Source organism: Ferrimonas marina (assembly GCF_900129905.1).
Taxonomy (GTDB): domain Bacteria; phylum Pseudomonadota; class Gammaproteobacteria; order Enterobacterales; family Shewanellaceae; genus Ferrimonas; species Ferrimonas marina.
Genome location: NZ_FQXG01000005.1, coordinates 179,604 through 197,089, shown reverse-complemented (window position 1 = coordinate 197,089; position 17,486 = coordinate 179,604). Strand labels below are relative to the sequence as shown.

The 17,486-nt window shown below is 62.6% G+C and carries 13 protein-coding genes; 6 read left to right on the top strand and 7 right to left on the bottom strand.

What is annotated here, in order from left to right; all coding sequences use genetic code 11:
* Positions 1–8: 8 nt before the first annotated feature.
* The 3 genes from BUC04_RS13265 to BUC04_RS13255 form a co-directional block, all read right to left on the bottom strand.
* On the bottom strand, positions 9–875 hold the full coding sequence (locus BUC04_RS13265) for a carbon-nitrogen hydrolase family protein (RefSeq protein WP_067664091.1): 867 nt from the start codon (positions 873–875) through the stop codon (positions 9–11).
* A gap of 98 nt (positions 876–973) precedes the next feature.
* Positions 974–2,776 (bottom strand): MocR-like pyridoxine biosynthesis transcription factor PdxR, encoded by a 1,803-nt coding sequence (gene pdxR / locus BUC04_RS13260; RefSeq protein WP_073325922.1) that lies wholly within the window; start codon positions 2,774–2,776, stop codon positions 974–976.
* A gap of 75 nt (positions 2,777–2,851) precedes the next feature.
* Positions 2,852–3,772, bottom strand: coding sequence for a LysR family transcriptional regulator (locus BUC04_RS13255; RefSeq protein ID WP_067664093.1), 921 nt, complete (start codon positions 3,770–3,772; stop codon positions 2,852–2,854).
* Positions 3,773–3,877: 105 nt separating this feature from the next.
* On the opposite strand from BUC04_RS13255, the gene BUC04_RS13250 reads away from it, so the two are divergent.
* Together BUC04_RS13250 and gabT are read left to right on the top strand one after the other, a co-directional pair.
* On the top strand, positions 3,878–5,338 hold the full coding sequence (locus tag BUC04_RS13250) for an NAD-dependent succinate-semialdehyde dehydrogenase (RefSeq protein WP_067664095.1): 1,461 nt from the start codon (positions 3,878–3,880) through the stop codon (positions 5,336–5,338).
* Positions 5,339–5,364: 26 nt separating this feature from the next.
* Positions 5,365–6,648, top strand: a complete 1,284-nt coding sequence (gene gabT / locus BUC04_RS13245; protein WP_067664097.1) for a 4-aminobutyrate--2-oxoglutarate transaminase — start codon at positions 5,365–5,367, stop codon at positions 6,646–6,648.
* Positions 6,649–6,739: 91 nt separating this feature from the next.
* Here the strand turns inward: gabT and BUC04_RS13240 are convergent, their stop codons facing one another.
* The 3 genes from BUC04_RS13240 to BUC04_RS13230 all read right to left on the bottom strand — a co-directional run bounded on the left by BUC04_RS13240 (position 6,740) and on the right by BUC04_RS13230 (position 11,188).
* Entirely contained in the window at positions 6,740–7,144 is a 405-nt protein-coding gene (locus BUC04_RS13240) for a hypothetical protein (protein WP_067664100.1), read from the bottom strand.
* Between the two features lie 161 nt (positions 7,145–7,305).
* Positions 7,306–9,822 carry a choice-of-anchor D domain-containing protein gene (locus BUC04_RS13235; RefSeq protein WP_067664103.1) on the bottom strand — a complete coding sequence of 839 codons (2,517 nt, stop codon included), beginning with the start codon at positions 9,820–9,822 and terminating at the stop codon, positions 7,306–7,308.
* A gap of 178 nt (positions 9,823–10,000) precedes the next feature.
* On the bottom strand, positions 10,001–11,188 hold the full coding sequence (locus BUC04_RS13230; protein ID WP_143165717.1) for an MFS transporter: 1,188 nt from the start codon (positions 11,186–11,188) through the stop codon (positions 10,001–10,003).
* Positions 11,189–11,438: 250 nt separating this feature from the next.
* Between BUC04_RS13230 and bfr (BUC04_RS13225) the strand changes: the two genes are divergently transcribed.
* The gene (gene bfr, locus BUC04_RS13225; RefSeq protein ID WP_067664106.1) at positions 11,439–11,903 is read left to right on the top strand and encodes a bacterioferritin; all 465 of its coding nucleotides are present in this window, start codon (positions 11,439–11,441) and stop codon (positions 11,901–11,903) included.
* Between the two features lie 34 nt (positions 11,904–11,937).
* Positions 11,938–12,405, top strand: coding sequence for a bacterioferritin (gene bfr / locus BUC04_RS13220; RefSeq protein ID WP_067664109.1), 468 nt, complete (start codon positions 11,938–11,940; stop codon positions 12,403–12,405).
* Between the two features lie 67 nt (positions 12,406–12,472).
* Here the strand turns inward: bfr (BUC04_RS13220) and BUC04_RS13215 are convergent, their stop codons facing one another.
* Positions 12,473–14,650 carry a S46 family peptidase gene (locus BUC04_RS13215; protein WP_067664112.1) on the bottom strand — a complete coding sequence of 726 codons (2,178 nt, stop codon included), beginning with the start codon at positions 14,648–14,650 and terminating at the stop codon, positions 12,473–12,475.
* Between the two features lie 81 nt (positions 14,651–14,731).
* Here BUC04_RS13215 and dnaB point away from each other — a divergent pair, with 81 nt between their 5' ends.
* Together dnaB and alr are read left to right on the top strand one after the other, a co-directional pair.
* Positions 14,732–16,141 (top strand): replicative DNA helicase, encoded by a 1,410-nt coding sequence (gene dnaB, locus BUC04_RS13210; RefSeq protein ID WP_067664115.1) that lies wholly within the window; start codon positions 14,732–14,734, stop codon positions 16,139–16,141.
* 3 nt (positions 16,142–16,144) lie between these two features.
* A complete protein-coding gene (gene alr, locus BUC04_RS13205; protein ID WP_067664118.1) occupies positions 16,145–17,221 on the top strand; it encodes an alanine racemase in 1,077 nt (358 codons plus the stop codon).
* Positions 17,222–17,486: the final 265 nt, after the last annotated feature.

Below are 17,486 nucleotides of genomic sequence, written 5' to 3'. Positions count from 1 at the left end.
GCCTGGCCTCAGGATTGGGTCCAGTTTCTGGGGTTTGGCTTGGTTAATGGGCCCAGTTGGTCCAGTGCGTCGGAGCGGGCCCCGGGCTGGTAGGGCGGATAGGCCAGGGGGTGGTCGCGGAAGCTCTTGAGCGGTTGCCCCAGCCCATTCCAGCCCTGCTCCCGGGTACGACGCAGGTAGTCCAGATCCAGTTCCACCGGGATCAGCTCCTGGTGTTGGCCCGACTGGTGGATCACTTCGCCACCGGGGCCAGCGACAATGGACTGACCCACCCCGAGATCGCCGGCGGCGTTGATGTCCAGCATGTAGACCTGGTTCATGGTGGCGTTGGCCCGGGTCAGCGCCAGCTCGGCATTGCGGTCGATGGTGTTGGTCAGGGTCGGGTGCAGGATCACCTCTGCGCCCAGCCAGGCCAGGCTGCGCACCACCTCGGGGAACCACATGTCGTAGCAGATGGCGATGCCAAAGCGGGCTATCCCGGGTACATCAAAGGTCACCAGCTCACGGCCGCTGCTGACCCCGGTCTCGTAAGGCAGGAAGGGGTAGATCTTGCGGTAGCGCTGCACCACCTCGCCGTCGGGGCTGATGATGGGGCTGGTGTTGTAGATGTTGTCGCCGTCGCGCTCGTACAACGAGCCGGGGATCAGCCAGATCCCCAGCTCCAGCGCCAGCTCGCAGTAGCGCAGCTCGGCATCGCCGGGCATCGGCTGGGCAAAGCGCGGGGCGCTGCCAAAGGTGCAGAGCTCCGGCAGCAACACCATGTCCAGGTGGGGGAAGCGGGCTTTGGCCAGCACCACCTGCTGGCGGATCTGGGCGAAGTTATCGCGGTGGTTGCCCAGGGCCAACTGCAACCCGGCAACGGTGAAAGTGGTCATAGGCGCACTCGTTCGTCGGTTGGGGATTGGCTTCAACCTAAGCCAGCCATCTGGCTGCCAGTAGTACCAGTTGGCAGCCAGTGTCTGGACCAGAGGGGTTAGCTCAACCGACTGAAGAAGGCGGAATCCACCAAAGTGCCGTCGCGGAACCAGAGGATGCGGTTGTGCTCCAGCACGATCTGGTAGCCGGCCACCTCACCGTAGGACCAGTTGTGCCACTGACGGAACCAGCGGTCGCCCTCGATCCACCATTGGCCCTGGTCGCTGCGCTCATCCCGGCGTCCCTCCCAGCCCTCCATGGTGCCGTCGGGGTAGAGCCGGATGCGGTAGGGATCGCCAAACACGGTGCGGCCGATGAACTCGCAGTTGCCCAGCTGCTTGGGCAGGCTGGCGGCATCGAGCCGTTCGCCCTGGGCCTCCTGCCACTGGGGCCGGGGTGCCTCGGACAGCGACCAGTACAGCTCCGCCAGGGCGGCGATGCCGGGTCGGATCTGCTCGGTGGGAATGGAAGACACCCCCAGGCGCAGAGCATTTTGCGGGGTGCGGGGATCGCCGAAGAAGCGTTGTACCGGCTCCAGCAGGATCCCCCGCTTGGCCGCCTCGTTGGCCAGCTCCTGGCTGCCTAGTTCACTGGGACCCTGGATCCAGCAGCTGCTGCCACCGACGGTGCGGGAGGTGACGATGGCGGTGGGCAGGTAGTGGTTGAGTGCTTCGCGCAGCTCCTGCCAGCGCTCGGCCAGCTGCTGGTTGATCTTGCGCATCATGGTGTCGTAGTGGCCCAGCGACAGGAACAGCCCCATGGTGCGTTGGTTGTTGCTGGGCGGGTGGCGCAGGATCTGGCTGCGCAGCGCCCGGGCCTGGGCGATCAGCGGCGCGGGCCCTACCAGGTAACCGAGCCGCAGCCCCGGTGCCAGTACCTTGGAGAAGCTGGAGAAGTAGAGCACCCGGTCGTGCTTATCCAGGCTTTTCAGTGCCGGGTGGGGCTGGCCGACAAAGTTGCTTTCGCTCTCGTAGTCGTCCTCGAAAATCAGGAAATCCTCGGCCTCGGCCCGGGCCAGCAGCGCCTCGCGCCGGCCCATTGAGAGGGTGACTGCAGTGGGCACCTGGTGGCTGGGGGTGACGTAGAGCAGATCGACCCCGGCGGGCAGGCTGTCCACCTCGATCCCCTTGGGATCCACATCCACCAGGGCCAGACGGCTGCCCTGCAGCTGCACCAGCTGGCGCATGCCGGGAAAACCGGGCTCCTCCATGGCGATCAGGCTGCTTTCATCGGCAAACAGCTGCATCAGCAGGTAAAGCGCCTGTTGCGAGCCCAGGGTAATGAGGATCTCCTCCGGCTCCGCCTGGATCCCCCGTCGCGGCAGTACCTTGGTGCGGATCTCCTCCACCAGCAGCGGATCATCCCGGTTGGCACCATCACTGGCCCACTCGTGGATGGCATCGACGCTGAGGCTGAGGCGGGAGCATTCTCGCCAGGGCTGGGTGGGGAACAGCGAGGGGTCGAACTGGCCATCGATAAAGGGGTAGGGGTACTTGTGCCAGTTGTCCGGGTAGCTGCGTGCCGGCGTGGCGGGCAGGCGCCGCTTCAGGTAGGGCTGCCAGTCCCGCTGCGGTGCCTGGGCTTGGGCCTGGCTGGCCAGGCGCACCGGCTGGGGTGCCTCACAGACGTAATAACCACTGCGTTCGCGGCTCTCCAGGTAGCCTTCGTCCACCAGGGCGGCGAAGGTGTGGACCACGGTGTTACGGGCCACGCCGAGCTGATCGGCCAGCTTACGGGAGGAGGGCATGCGGGTGCCGGCGGGATAAAAGCCGTCGGCGATGGCGTTGATCAGTTTTTGCTTCAGCTGCTGCTGCAGGCTAAGGCCACCTTCGTTGTCCAGCTGGAACAGGTGATTCTGCATAGTGCACCGTTGTGATTGTTATTTGCACAATTGTTACACTATCGAGAAAAATTCACTTCGGCAAATCGCTCATTTTTATGACGTTTGTTCAAGAATCATCCCCTTGAGCAGGGCCGCCTTCTGCCGCTCCCGGGCACCGGCCTTGCACACCAGTGCATGCTGAACCGGGTAGCAAAAGCGCTCCGGCTGAAGCAGACGCAACTGGCCCTGGGCCAGGTAGGGCTCCAGGTAGCTTTTCGGGAAGAAGCCCAGGTGGGTGCCGGCCAGCACCAGCGCCGCCCGGGTCTCGTAGTGGTAGGCCCGGGCGGTCAGGTGCATCTTGCGCAGGATCTTACGGCCCGCCTCGTTGAGCTCGACCCCGGGGTGGACGGTGCCGCAGGCCAGCACCTCGCTGTCCTCTATCTCGCTGTCGGTGCGGGTAAACAGTGGGTGGCGACGGCCGCAGGCCAGGTACATGGTTTCGCTGAACAGCGGGTAGTACACCAGGCCATCGATGTTGCGGTAGTGGGGCAGCACCCCAACGTGGGCCTGCTCCGACAGCACCGCCTGTTCGATCTCAGGGATGGTGGCGGTCTGCAGCACCAGCTGCAGCTGGGGTTGCTGTTTCGCCAGCTGGGCGATGGTGTCCGGCAGCTTCAGCGGCGATGCCAGGGCCAGTTCATCGCTGCAATGGAGGATAAGATCGCCGCGCAGGGTGGGGTCCATGTCGCCGACCTGGTGGCTGAACTGGTCCAATGCGCGCATCAGCTCCAGCGCCGCCTGGTAGGTCTTCTCTCCCTGTTCGGTCAGGCGAAAGCCGCGACGTCCGCGTACGCACAGCACCAGTCCCAGACGCTGCTCCAGGTTCTTGATGTGGATGCTGATGGTGGAGCGGGTCAGGTTGAGGGTCGACTCGGCCGCCGCGAGGCCGCCGCACTCCACCACGGTGAGAAAGATCCGCAGCAGCTTGATCTCGTAATCCCCCACCGGCTTGGGCAGGGAGGGCGCCCGGTACATAAGTTAGATTCCTTTCAAACATTCTGTTTAAAGTTTTATCTTTACCGGATCCTGATCCCTGGCACAAATTGAATCTCACCGTGGTTTTCTCACAAGGAGCAGAGGATGCAAGGGATCCAGGACAGAGCACTGATCCGCACCGGATCGTTTATCGATGGCCAGTGGCACCAGGCGCCGCAGACCTTTACCGTCACCAACCCGGCCAATGGCGAGGCCCTGGCCGAGCTGGCCCAGGCCGGTCGTGCTGAGACCGAACAAGCGGTGGAGGCGGCTTACCGGGCGCAGAAGGCCTGGGCGGCGAAACCCGCAGCTGAGCGGGCCCGGCTGCTGATGGCCTGGCACGATGCGATGTTGGCGGCCCAGGAGGACCTGGCCGGGATGCTCACCCTGGAACAGGGCAAGCCGCTGGCGGAAGCCAGAGGCGAGATCGCCTATGGTGCCAGCTACGTGAAGTGGTTTGCCGAGGAGGCGGTGCGGGTGTACGGCGATACCATTCCGGCTCCCTCTGCTGATAAGCGCCTGCTGGTGGTGAAGCAACCGGTGGGCGTGGTGGGCTCCATCACCCCCTGGAACTTCCCCAATGCCATGATGGTGCGCAAGGCTGCCCCAGCCCTGGCGGCGGGCTGTGCCTTTGTCGCCAAACCTGCTTCGGAAACCCCGTTGTCGGCCCTGGCCGTAGCGGAGCTGGCCCAGCGGGTTGGTCTGCCCGATGGCCTGTTCAACGTGGTGGTGGGTACTGACTCACAGGCGATCGGTGAGGTGCTCACCGGCCATCCCAAGATCCGCAAGTTCTCCTTTACCGGTTCTACCGGCGTCGGCCGTCGGCTGCTGGCCCAGTGTGCCGAAGGCATTAAACGCACCTCGATGGAGCTGGGGGGCAACGCGCCCTTTATTGTCATGGCTGATGCGGATCTGGATGCCGCCGTGGCCGGCCTGATGGCCTCCAAGTTCCGCAATGCCGGCCAGACCTGCGTCTGCACCAACCGGGTGCTGGTGGAGCGTCCGGTCTATCAGGCCTTCACCGACAAGCTGGTGGCGGCGCTGGAGCAGCTCACTCTCGGTGATGGCACCCAGGAGGGGGTTCAAGTCGGGCCGTTGATCACCGCCAAGGCGGTGGCCAAGGTGGAGCAGCTGGTGGCCGATTCCCTGGCCCAGGGGGCGCAGCTGCGCGCCAGCTTGCCGCTACCCAGCTCGCTGGCAGGGCACTTCTGCGCGCCGCGGGTGCTGACCGAGGTGGGCAACGCCATGCCCATTGCCCAGGAGGAGATCTTCGGCCCGGTGGCGGCGCTGATCCCATTCGAGGGAGAGGCAGAGGCGATCGCCCTGGCCAACGACAGCGAATATGGCCTGGCGGCCTATCTCTACAGCCGGGATATCGGCCAGGTGTTCCGCCTCAGCGAGGCGCTGGAGTACGGCATGGTGGGGATCAATGAAGGGATCCTGTCCAACGCCGCTGCGCCCTTTGGTGGGGTGAAGGCCTCCGGTCATGGTCGTGAGGGCTCCAAGTACGGCCTGGATGATTACCTCGACATCAAGTACCTCTGCCTCGGCGGTATGGATAAGTAGCGCTTCCCACTGAAAGGACATCGAACATGGAAAACCAACAACTTCAGGCCCGCAAGCAACAGGCCATGGCCCAGGGTATGGGTAACCTCTATCCGCTGTACGTGGCCAAGGCGGACAACGCCGAGATCTGGGATGTGGAGGGCAACCGCTACGTGGATTTTGCCGCCGGTATCGCGGTGACCAATACTGGCCATCTGCACCCCAAGGTTAAGGCGGCGGTCTCGGCGCAGCTGGAGCAGTTCAGCCACACCTGCGCCATGGTGACCCCCTACGAATCCATGGTGACCCTGGCGGAGCGGCTCAATGCCCTGACCCCGGGGGAGAGCCAGAAGAAGTCTATTTTCCTCACCACCGGGGCTGAGGCGGTGGAGAACGCGGTGAAGATCGCCCGGGCCCACACCGGTCGACCCGGGGTGATTGCCTTCCAGGGGGGCTTTCATGGCCGTACCAACCTGACCATGGGGCTGACTGGCAAGATTGCCCCCTACAAGGCCGGCTTTGGCCCCTTCCCCGGTGAGATCTACCACGCCCCCTACCCGGTGGCGTTCCATGGCCGCAGCGAGGCTGAGTGTCTGGCGGCGCTGGAGTCGCTGTTCCACTGCGATATCGAGCCGAGCCGGGTGGCGGCGATCATTATCGAGCCGATCCAGGGGGAGGGCGGTTTCTATATAGCGCCGCCGAGCTTTATGCAGGCCCTGCGTCGGCTTTGCGATCAGCACGGCATTGTGCTGATCTGCGATGAGATCCAGACCGGCTTTGCCCGCACCGGCAAGCTGTTTGCCACTGAGTTCAGTGGCATCGAGCCGGACATGATCACTCTTGCTAAGGGGTTGGCGGGGGGCTTCCCGCTGGCGGCGGTGACCGGCAAGGCGGAGATCATGGATGCCGCCAATCCCGGTGGGCTTGGCGGTACCTACGCCGGCTCGCCGCTGGGCTGTGTTGCGGCGAACGCGGTGCTGGAGGTGATTGAGCAGGAACAGCTGTGCCACAAGGCGCTGGCCATCGGTGAGTACCTGACTGGCCGACTGGAACGGCTCAAGAGCATCTACCCGCAGTGGGTGGGGGAGATCCGGGTGCAGGGTGCCATGGTGGCGATGGAACTGGTGGAGCAGGGCGATGCGGACAAGCCCAACCCGGCGCTGACCAAGGCGATCATCGGTCAGGCCCAGGCCCATGGACTGGTGTTGCTGGCTTGCGGGGTGCGGGCCAACGTGATCCGCATCCTGGCACCGTTGACCATCCCCCAGGACACCCTGGCGGAAGGCGCCGACAAGCTGGAGGCGATCTTCGCAGCGGTGAGCGCCGGTTAGCGCCACTGACGCGATTCAACCTGCCAGTCAAAAGCTCAGCTCAACGCCCCCAATTATCACCCCGAATCAGCGCCCCCAAACTTTGGGGGCGTTATTCGTCGTCGAAGAACACCACCACGGTACGAAAGCGGCCTTGTTCATCCAACTCGCAGAAGTCGATGCCGGACCAGCTCTCGCTGCCATCGAGACGCTGGTAGCGCCAGCGGAAGCTGACGTAGCCGTTGTGAGCACGCACCGGCCCCTCTATCTCCATCCGGTAGCCCTGATGAAACTGCTCGGTCATCGCCAGCACCCCGGCAAAATCCAGGTCCTGACCGCTGGAGACAAAGCGTCCGTCCGGGCTGAAGCTGTCGCTGAGCAGGGCACGTTTGTCGGCCAGCTCCGCTGCATTGTAGGCGGCGATGTAATCGTGGGCGGTTTTAGTCGCCGCCTCCAGTGAGGTGGCCTGTGCCAGTGGGCAAAGCAGGATAAAAAGCAGGGCTAGGAGCAAACGCATCGTGGCGTCTCCTTGGCAGTATCGAGACAGTCAGTGTGGGCCAAAACCACGGATACGGTGGGAGAACTGCGATTTTTTGGTGTGAGTGGGCGGCAGTAACAAGACGGCTCACCGCGGTGAAGAAAGGGGGCCGATTGGCCCCCTTTTTTATCGCCTCAAGGTTACTGACAGAAGGCGCGTAGGCTATTGGACTCCGCTGCGGCCGAGGCCCACAGGTAGGTATCGTTGTCGCTGAAGTAGTAGTAGCTGGTGCCATTGGGCAACAGCAGCACGGTGATGCCGCCGTAACCGGACATAAAGGGCACCCAGGTGTCGTTACTGCAGCTCACCAGGGACTTCACCTCATGGGCCCAGAAGCCGTTGTTGTAGTAGTAGTCCGTCAACGGCGCCAGGCCGCGGTCGCTGCTGTCCCGCTGCATCGCCGCCTCAAACAGAGCGCTGTCGAACATCGCCTGGCCATTGATCTTGCCGTCGTCGGCATTGAGGAAGTTCGCCAACTTGGCCACATCGTCCCGCAGGAAGGTCAGGCCCCAGCCGGCAAAGGGCTGGGCCTTGGCATCGTAGGTGCGGCGGCTGACCTTGGCGGCGGAAGAGAGCCCCAGCGGCGCGTACAGATCCTGGACAATGACGTCGTCGAACAGGTCAGCACTGCTGCCCTGTTGCTGCTTGAGGTAGGCGTCCATGGCAGTGCCGAGGATATAGGTATCCGAGGTGTGGTAGACCCAGCGGGTGCCCGGCTGGGCCTTGCGGCTGTACTCGGTGCAGCTGTAGCTGATCTTGGAGGCGTGATCCTCTGGCAGGAACAGGTCGTTGGTGTGGCTGGCGCCTTCATCGCTCATGTAGCCGCTGAGGTTGTAGTTGCCGGTACCCATGTCGAGGTTGTCCTCGAAGCGCACATCATCCCAATTGCCATTGCTGTCACAATCGCTGACGTAGTCGGCGATCACCTCGTCTTTGATGCCGGGGTAGAGGGTCTCCATGCGCATCAAACCGGCTCCGGCGAACACCGTCTTAGCGGTGGAATAGGAGGGCACGGTAATGCGATCGCAATCGGGATGCGGGCCCTGGCGGGTGTTGCAGCCGCCGACGTAGTTAACGCCATCGATGACAAAGCCATACAGGGTCATGTAGTTGGGATCGGTCTCCGAGCTGGAACCGAACTGGGTGTAGTCGGTACCGGGGTAGTCCACCGCCAGTTCGCTGATCGGCTTGGTGGGCATCTGGCTGAGCTCTTGCGCCTGATGGTCTGCCTTCAAGGCATCGGCGTTGGTCACTGCACCTGGCGTGTAGCTGGCGCTGAGCTGACCCCACATGTCAAACTGGAAGTAGAGGCAGGTTTCCGAGGCGATCTGGTAGTGCACATCAGAGACGCTGCCATCGTCCTTGAACAGGAAGCTCATCAAGCCGTTGTGCTGACAGTTGGCGTTTTTCTGGTGCAGGCTGAAGGGCAATACCGCCCGGCTGTAGCCGTTGTCGCCGTTCTCATCCCAAACACGGCCCGCTTCCAGAATGTACTCCCACTCCGGGTGGCTACTGGCGATGTTACCCCGCTGGGCGGGTACCAGATGGCTGCCGGTCTGGACGAATTCGAAATCAAACTCCGGCAGATGTTTACGGGTGGTGTCGCTGTTACCGGTGTAGCGGAAGCTGTCCTTAAGCTCATCGAAGCCACCGCTGGTGGCCTCACCAAAGAGCTCGAGGCGTCCTTCAAAGGTGTTGCTGGGATGAGCGGCTGCGCTGGGCAGGGCGTGGGCACTGGTGTTGACCAGCGCGGCCGAGCCGGAGGTGAGCGTGGCGTAGCTCAACAGGCTACGGGACACGGCACCACTGCCGGAGAGCGGATCGAAATCGTCCACCACCGAGCCAGGCTCAACCCCGGTGCCCGCCAGTGTCACGTTGAGCGGGCTGTTGGCATCGTTGGAGGGGATGGTGAGGTCGTCACTCTGATAACCCACTGCATTGGGGCTGAACTGGGCACTGAGCTGACAGTTGGCGCCGGCGGTCAGGGTCTGGTTGGAGCAACCATCACTGGCCAGGCTGTAGGGCGCATTGAGGCCGCTGAGTTGGCCGATGACCAGATCTGCGTTGCCCGCATTGTTCAAAGTCAGGGTCGTTTGATTGCTGCTGCCCAGGTCGACACTGCCCAGGTTGGTGCTGCCGCTGAATGCCAGCTCTGGCGCAGGCGTGATGCCGCCGGCGGTGCCGGTGACACTGACGTTGTCGCCCCAGCAGTAGTCGCCCAGCAGGTTACCGGTGCTGCGAAAGCGCAAGCGCAGATCGGCGTTGTCTTCAGCATCGCTGGGGGTGGCACTGCCGCTGTAGAAGGTGGCGTTGTCCTGGCCGTCCATCAGCTGCACCAGGGTGACCCAGTTGCTGCCGCCGTCGGTGGAGTATTCGGCGTAGCAGGTGTCACCGCCTTCCAGGCCGGTGGCGGCCAGATGCATGGTGATGGTGACATCGGAATGGCCGCTGGTATCCACCGAGGTGGTGCCAGACGCAGTGCGCTTTAACCGCAGTGAGTAGTTGCCGATGGACTGGGTGCCGCTGGTCTGGGCATTACCCACCAGGGTCCAGCCGTTGGCGTTGTTGTCTTCGAAGTCTTCGTTAAACAGGGTGGCGGCCTGACTGCTGCAGCCGATGGTGGCCAGCACTAGGGTCAGGGGGATCGTCGCTTTCATCACGTTCTCCAATTGGTTAGGGATCAGTGAGGCCCCTCGTTCCCTTGAGTTCGTGATACCCGGACGTCCCTGTCCGGCCTGCGTCGATGTGCTTGGGAGACTCACGCTGTCCAACCTAGAGCGGCAACCAGATCGGAACCAGTACCAGTTGGCGGCCCGAAGTGGGGCCAAACCGGCGCTAGGCTTGGTCCAGTTGGCGAGCGGGGAGCACCGCCGCCACCAGGCACAGCACCAGGGCGATAACGGCCCAGCCAATCAGCAGCGGGTAGTTGCCATCCCCCACCAGCAGGGCTGCGGCCATGGGGCCGGAGGCCAGTCCCATCTTGGAGGCAAAGCCACCCAGTGCCGCCATCTGGCCGTGTTGATCGAAGGCGGAGGCCATCCCCAGCAGATAGGGGATGGTGAAGGCCCAAGTGATGCCGACCATCAGATTGGCCAGCCAGAAGATACTGGCCTGGTCGCTGTAGTTCAGCGCCCAGGTGGCGATTGCGGTGGTGGTGATCGCCAGCCCCAGTGGCCAGGCCCGGCCAAAGCGGGTCGACATCGCCACCACCAGGCCGGAACCGAGGATGCCTATCCAGGCGGCCTGGCCCAGGGTGCGGGAGGTGAACTCGCTCTCCAGCAAGGCCGCATCCGCCAAGGGAATGATGTAGGCATAGAGCCCCATGTTGGCGCCCTGGAACAGGAACAGGGCCAGCAGGGTCAGTAGCAGCGGGCCCTTGGCGATGGTGGCCGGCGTGTCGGTCTTGGCGGAATCGGAGGAGCGGGTGTCATAGGCTGCCAGAAAGGGCACCATCATTAGGGTCACCAGGGTAAAGGCAACCAGCGCCGCGAACAGTACCGGGGTGCCATAGACCGGCACCAGTCGGGGCAGGTACATCACCCCCAGGCCGCCTAAGCCGAATTGCACCAGCAGCAGCACGCCGAAGGTCTTATCCGGTTCGTGGGTGCGGGCAATCACGGCAAAGCCGACCCCCACCAGCAAGCCACCCACTACACCATGCAAGAAGCGCAGTGCCATCAACGGCAGCGAGCTTTGCAGCAGCATGGAACCCAGATCCAGCACCAGCAGTGCCAGCAACAGGCCGTAGCTCAGTGGCCGCCAAGCCAGGCGCTTGACCAGCCACACCGCCGCCAGTGCCCCGGCGGCAGCGCCGTAGACATTGAGTGAGCCCACCAGTCCAGCATCCCGTTGTGAGAAGCTAAGCCCGGTCATCAGGCCATCCACCAGGGCGGGCATGATGTTGACGTAGAACAGCCCAGCGGTGGCCAGAAACGCCAGCATGGTGCGGGCCCACAGGCTGTGCTCTGAGGCAACAGGCCAGCGGCGGGGTGGGGTGGACTCCAGGGTCTCGGGCATGGCCATAGGCGCTCCTTGCGATGACTGTATCCCTAACCTAACGGATTGAGAGAAAAGCGATAGGGCCAGAAATTGGCAGACGATAGGACCAATTCCCCCCTTAGCATGACGCTGCCTGAAACCGTGATGCAAATGAAAATGTAACGCAGACTTGTTTATAATCTGCTGATTTTAAAGCAAATATAACGATCCAGGACTGTCGCTTTCACGTAACTCAGGGTATTGTGACGCCAATCACGCAATCCAGGAGCGCCTAATGCAAGGGAACCCCCAGGTGATCGCCAGCCTCAATGCTGTGCTGACCCATCAACTTACCGCCATTAACCAGTACTTTCTCCACGCCCGCATGGCCAAGAACTGGGGCCTGTCCAAGCTCAATGACGCCGAGTACAAGAAGTCGATCCGCGAGATGAAGTACGCCGACGCGCTGATCGAGCGGATCCTGTTCCTCGAGGGATTGCCGAACCTGCAGAAGCTTGGTCATCTCAAGATCGCCGAGACCCCGGAAGAGCTGCTGGTGTGCGATCGCGCTTTCCAGCAGGAACAGATCGACGTCATGCGCGAGGCTGCGGCCATCAGTGAGCGGGCAGAAGACTACGTCTCCCGTGCCCTGATCAATGGCCAGCTGGAACAGGAAGAGGAACAGCTGGATTGGCTGGACACCCAGCTGCAGTTGCTGGAGCAACTGGGCAGCGAAAATTACCTACAGGCGCAGCTGTAAGCGGCCTGCATAACACCAAATTAAGGAGCATGACATGCAAGGAAATCAACAAGTTATTACTGCGCTGAACGAGCTGCTGGCCTGTGAGCTGGCGGCGATGGATCAATACTTTATCCACTCCGAGATGTACGAAGATTGGGGCCTGACCAAGCTGCAGGAGCGTATCGCTCACGAGTTTGACGACGAGAAGGGCCATGCCGCTGCGCTGATCAAGCGGATCCTGTTCCTGGAAGGCAAGCCAGATATGAAGACCCGCACCGGTCTGCAGATCGGCACCGATGTGGAGTCGATGCTGACCAACGATCTGAACCTGGAGTACGAAGTGGGCGCGGCCCTGCGTCGCACCATCACCCTGTGTGAAGAGGTGAAGGACTTCGTCACCCGGGATCTGCTGGTGGAGCTGCTGGACGACACCGAGCAGGACCACACCTACTGGCTGGAGCAGCAGCTGGGCCTGATCAAGCGCCTGGGCCTGCAGAACTACCTGCAATCTCAGCTGTAAGTTTTACAGATGTAGAAAAGGGGCCCTTTAGGGCCCCTTTTTGTTGCTGTGTTCGCAGTTTCACTGACTACTTTAACGTCAGCTCATTCAACAGCTCTTCGGCGTTGTCCACTTCGCTGAGCATCCACAACACGAAGCGGATGTCGACGTGGATCGCCCGGGTGATGCGCGGGTTGAAGTACCAGTCCTTGGTGATCGACTCGTAGGTGGAGTCGAAGTTCAGCCCTACCAGCTGGCCCTCGCCATTGAGCACCGGTGAGCCGGAGTTGCCGCCGGTGGTATCGGCGCTGGAGAGGAAGTTGACCGGCACCGAGTCAAAGGTGGGCCCCTTGGCCTGGGCGCAGGGCCAAACCCAGCAATACCAGGCTCGTTTGGGGTTGAGGTTGTGCTGGGCCAGCTCGCCATAGGATTGACCGCGGATCGCCTGCAACACCTCCGGCGGGGCATTGAAGGGCGCCTGCCCGGTGTGCTTCTCCAGGATCCCTTCGACCCGGGTAAAGGGCTGCTTGTAGAGGGCATCGGCGGCCTGGTAGCCATCGACGGTGCCGTAGCTGATCCGCAGGGTGCCGTTGGCGTCCGGGTAGATGGGACGGCCCTGCTCGGCGTACCACTCCAGCATTGCGGCCATCAGCGCCGGGCGCAGCGCGGTCAGCTCCCCTTGCAGGGTCTTGCTGGCCTTACGGCGCTGCTCGTTGCCGGGGTAGAGTGCCACCGCCATCGCCAGCAACGGATCCTTGCTGGTTTCAAAATCGGCGGCGGGGCGGTCCATCCAGGCCAGGCGCTGAGCCTGACTGCCCAGCTCGGTTTTACGGTAGACGTTGTCCAGGTTGAGCCGGGCCAGTTGACCGTCCAGCACCTCGTCCCGTTGGGACTGGGCCAGGTAGGCGTCGATGTCCATCTGCCACAGCTGGCGGTCCATGCTGGGCATAAAGCGCTGGTCGAGTCGTGCCATGCGGGCCTGGAACAGCTTGCGGTCGCGCTCCTGGAAGCCGGGCTCGCGCTCGGCGTCCGGCTTCTCCTGCTCCTTGGCCCAGCGATAGAGCTGGTTGGCCACACTCAGCAGGGCACCGGACTGGGCATTATTGAGGTAGAAGGTTTGCTGGTACTGACGCTGCTGCTCCACCAGTTTGGCCTGCAGGCTGGCCAGCAGGGCATGCTGACCCTGGGCCGCCAGGTATTCATCCAGCGCCGCTTCGCGCAGGCGTTTGATTCCCTCGATGTCGGTCTTGCGGAAGCCATCGAGCAGGCCATGCAGCTTCTTCATCCGGTTGGCGTAACCGGTTCGGGTCGCGGCGTAAGCGATACGCACGGCATCGTCGGTTTGTGATTCGATGGCGTCGATGCGCGCCTGGTAGCGGCCGGCCTGGGTTGGATAGAGCCAGTCGGCGGCAAAGGCCATCTCCATCTGCAACTGGTGGCGGCTGGTGCGACCCGGGTAGCCCGCTACCAGGATGCCGTCACCGGCACGCACGCCGTTACGGGCGATGGGTAGGTAGCCCGCCGGTTGGTAGGGCACATTATCTTCGCTGTAGGCGGCGGGGCTGCCATCCGGCGCCACATAGGCCCGCAGGAAGGTGAAGTCGCCACTGTGGCGGGGGTATTCAAAGTTGTCGATGTCACCACCGAAGGCGCCGACACTCTCCGGCGGGGCATAGACCAGGCGGACATCACGGATGATCAGCTGCTTAAGCAGGTAGTACTCCAGCCCGCCGTGGTAGCTGCGCACGCTGCAGCGGTAGTTGGGATCCGCTTCACAGGCCTTGATCAGCGCCTTCTGGTTTTGCTCCAGCAACTGGTGGCGCTGGTAGCCATCATCGAGTTCGGCGGTGCCCGCCTTCACCTGCTCACTGACGTCAGTGAGGGCCTCGGTGATGTAGAGTCGTTCCTGCGGGCCGGCGGAAAGCTCGTCCTGCAGGCGTCTGGCCAGGAAACCATCGGTCATGTAGTCACGGCCGGAACGGCTGTTATATTGGATTGCGCCGTAGGCACAGTGATGATTGGTGAGCACCAGCCCTTTGGGGGAGACAAAGGAAGCGGTACAATAGCCCAATCCCACCACCGCGTTCATCGGGGCGGCGGTCAAATCCGCCAGTTGCTTAGCCGGAACCTCAATCCCAACCCGCTTCAGTTCGCTTTTTAATTGCGGCATCTGGTTGGGTAACCATTGGCCTTCATCGGCCAGCGCGGCGGTGCTGCTGAGACTCAGCAACAAGAGAAGGGCGCTACGGCATGTCTTGATTGGCATCTTCGTTCCTTCGATGATTATGGTTTTCTCCGGTGCGTGATAACGCGCCGGACTTTTTCACGACAGTGTATCGGAATTAACATGGCGGAAACACGGGCTCGCAACAAATCGGACAATGCCACCGCGTCGGTAGACCAGCTGAAGGTGCCGCCGCACTCGCTGGAGGCAGAGCAGTCGGTGCTGGGTGGCCTGATGCTCAACAGCGACCTGTTCGACCAGGTGGCGGAAAAGGTGGTGAAGGAAGACTTCTACAGCCGCAGCCACCAGCACATCTTTGAGGCGATGACGAACCTGTTGGAACAGGGCCATCCGCTGGATCTGGTGACCGTGTCCGAAGAGCTGGACAAGGCCGGTGAGCTCGATGCCGTCGGTGGCATCCCCTACCTGTCCGATATCGCCCGTAACACCCCCAGTGTGGCCAACCTGACCGCCTACGCCGGCATCGTTCGTGAGCGGGCGGTGACCCGTGAGATGATCAAGGTGGCCAACGAGATCGCCGACGCCGGCTTCAACCCGGAAGGGCGCGACTCTTCGGCGCTGCTGGATCTTGCCGAGACCAAGGTGTTCAAGATCGCCGAGTCCCGCACCAACGCCAACGAGGGTCCTGAGGACCTCAAGTCGGTGCTGACCAAAACCGTGGATCGCATCGAGCAGCTGTTCAACAACCCCAACAGTGGCGGTGTCACCGGTGTCTCCAGTGGATACTCGGATCTCGACAAGATGACCGCCGGCCTGCAGCCTTCGGATCTGGTGATCGTCGCGGCCCGTCCCTCCATGGGTAAGACCACCTTCGCCATGAACCTGTGTGAATACGCGGCGATGAACGAAGACAAGCCAGTGCTGATCTTTTCCTTGGAGATGCCCTCCGAGCAGATCATGATGCGTATGCTGGCCTCCCTGGGCCGGGTCGATCAGACCAAGATCCGGACCGGTGAGCTGGACGATGACGATTGGGCCCGGGTCTCCTCCACCATGGGGCAGATGATGGAGCAGGGCAAGATGTACATCGATGACGGCTCCGGCCTAACCCCCACCGAGGTGCGCTCCCGGGCTCGCCGGGTGGCGCGGGAACACGGTGGCATCTCGATGATCATGGTGGACTACCTGCAGTTGATGCAGGTACCGGCACTGTCTGACAACCGGACCCTGGAGATCGCCGAGATCTCCCGCTCGCTTAAGGCCCTGGCTAAGGAGCTGGAGTGCCCGGTGGTAGCCCTGTCGCAGCTAAACCGCTCGTTGGAGCAGCGGGCCGATAAGCGTCCGGTGAACTCGGACCTACGTGAATCCGGCTCCATTGAGCAGGATGCCGACTTGATCATGTTTATCTACCGCGACGAGGTTTACCATCCGGATACCGCCGAGAAGGGCTTGGCGGAGATCATCATCGGTAAGCAGCGTAACGGCCCCATTGGTAAGGTGCCGCTGACCTTCCAGGGGCGCTTCTCCCGCTTTGATAACTACGCCGGTAACACCTTCGAGTACGACGAGTAATTCATGCGCTTTTCCCCGGTGGCGGAGATCCGCCGCAGTGCCCTGCACCACAATATTGCCCGGTTGCGCGCCATGGCGCCCAACAGCAAGCTGATGGCGGTGGTCAAGGCCAACGCCTACGGCCACGGTCTGGTCAAGCTGGCCAGCTGGATGGATCAGGTCGACGGCTTTGGCTTAGCCCGCATCGAGGAGGCGCTGGCGCTACGCGAGAGCGGTAACCGCGCCCGCCTGGTGCTGATGGAGGGGGTGTTCAGCGAGGCCGACCTGGAGCAAGCGGCCCAGCACAAGCTGGATGTGGTGGTGCACGACGAGCAGCAGGTGCGGCTGATTGAGCAGGCCAAGCTGTCCCAGCCCATCACCATCTGGCTGAAGGTGGACAGCGGCATGCACCGATTGGGGGTGATGCCGGCAGATTTCCAGCGGCTCTATGGTCGTCTTTGCGAGGCGGCCCAAGTCGCGCAGCCGATCAACCTGATGACCCATTTCGCCTCGGCTGACGAGCAGGACAACCCAGAGACCCAGCGTCAAACCGACCGCTTCGAGTCTTTGACCGCAGGCCTGCCCGGTGAACGTACCCTATGCAACTCCGCCGGCACCCTGACCCAGTCCGGGGCACACCAGCAGTGGGTGCGGCCAGGATTGGCACTGTACGGTGCCAACCCCATGGTAGGCGGCCGTGCTGCTGACTTTGATCTGCAGCCGGTGATGACCATGCGCTCCAAGGTACTGGCGGTAAGGGCCCTGGCAGCGGGTGAGCCGGTGGGCTATGGCAACACCTGGCGTACCGACAAGGACACCCGTATCGCGGTGGTGGCCATGGGCTATGGCGACGGCTACCCGCGCCACGCAGTGTCCGGTACCCCGGTGCTGATCAACGGCCAGCGCTATCCGCTGGTGGGCCGGGTGTCGATGGACATGATCACCGTGGAGGTGGGGCAGGCTCCGGTCCAGGTGGGTGACGATGCGGTGCTGTGGGGCCAGGGACTGCCGGTGGAGGAGATCGCCGAGTGCGCCGACACCATCGCCTACGAGCTGTTGTGCAGCACCACCGCACGGGTGCAATACCATTACATTGATTAAAAGCCTAGGAAGAGCCTAGGAAGGGCAGGCACTAGGGCGGGCTTCGCCCTGCTAGGAGCTAGGAAAAGCTTAGGAAAAGCAGGTACTAGGGCGGGCTTCGCCCTGCTAGGAGCTAGGAAGAGATTAGGAAGAGCAGGTACTGGGAAGAGCAGGTACGAGGGCGGGCTTCGCCCTTCTAGGAGCTAGGAAAGGCGTTGACGGCGATGATCCGGGTTTTAGGTTAGCTTGCCTAGCACCTAGCACCTAGCACCTAGCACCTAGCACC

What these genes read in the sequence shown, in the direction of transcription:
- BUC04_RS13235 (WP_067664103.1), bottom strand. Translation starts at nt 9,822, where the DNA reads ATGAAAGCGACGATCCCCCTGACCCTAGTGCTGGCCACCATCGGCTGC.
- bfr (WP_067664109.1), top strand. Translation starts at nt 11,938, where the DNA reads ATGCAAGGAAATCAACAAGTTATTACTGCGCTGAACGAGCTGCTGGCC.
- BUC04_RS13230 (WP_143165717.1), bottom strand. Translation starts at nt 11,188, where the DNA reads ATGGCCATGCCCGAGACCCTGGAGTCCACCCCACCCCGCCGCTGGCCT.
- bfr (WP_067664106.1), top strand. Translation starts at nt 11,439, where the DNA reads ATGCAAGGGAACCCCCAGGTGATCGCCAGCCTCAATGCTGTGCTGACC.
- alr (WP_067664118.1), top strand. Translation starts at nt 16,145, where the DNA reads ATGCGCTTTTCCCCGGTGGCGGAGATCCGCCGCAGTGCCCTGCACCAC.
- BUC04_RS13265 (WP_067664091.1), bottom strand. Translation starts at nt 875, where the DNA reads ATGACCACTTTCACCGTTGCCGGGTTGCAGTTGGCCCTGGGCAACCAC.
- gabT (WP_067664097.1), top strand. Translation starts at nt 5,365, where the DNA reads ATGGAAAACCAACAACTTCAGGCCCGCAAGCAACAGGCCATGGCCCAG.
- BUC04_RS13250 (WP_067664095.1), top strand. Translation starts at nt 3,878, where the DNA reads ATGCAAGGGATCCAGGACAGAGCACTGATCCGCACCGGATCGTTTATC.
- pdxR (WP_073325922.1), bottom strand. Translation starts at nt 2,776, where the DNA reads ATGCAGAATCACCTGTTCCAGCTGGACAACGAAGGTGGCCTTAGCCTG.
- BUC04_RS13215 (WP_067664112.1), bottom strand. Translation starts at nt 14,650, where the DNA reads ATGCCAATCAAGACATGCCGTAGCGCCCTTCTCTTGTTGCTGAGTCTC.
- dnaB (WP_067664115.1), top strand. Translation starts at nt 14,732, where the DNA reads ATGGCGGAAACACGGGCTCGCAACAAATCGGACAATGCCACCGCGTCG.
- BUC04_RS13240 (WP_067664100.1), bottom strand. Translation starts at nt 7,144, where the DNA reads ATGCGTTTGCTCCTAGCCCTGCTTTTTATCCTGCTTTGCCCACTGGCA.
- BUC04_RS13255 (WP_067664093.1), bottom strand. Translation starts at nt 3,772, where the DNA reads ATGTACCGGGCGCCCTCCCTGCCCAAGCCGGTGGGGGATTACGAGATC.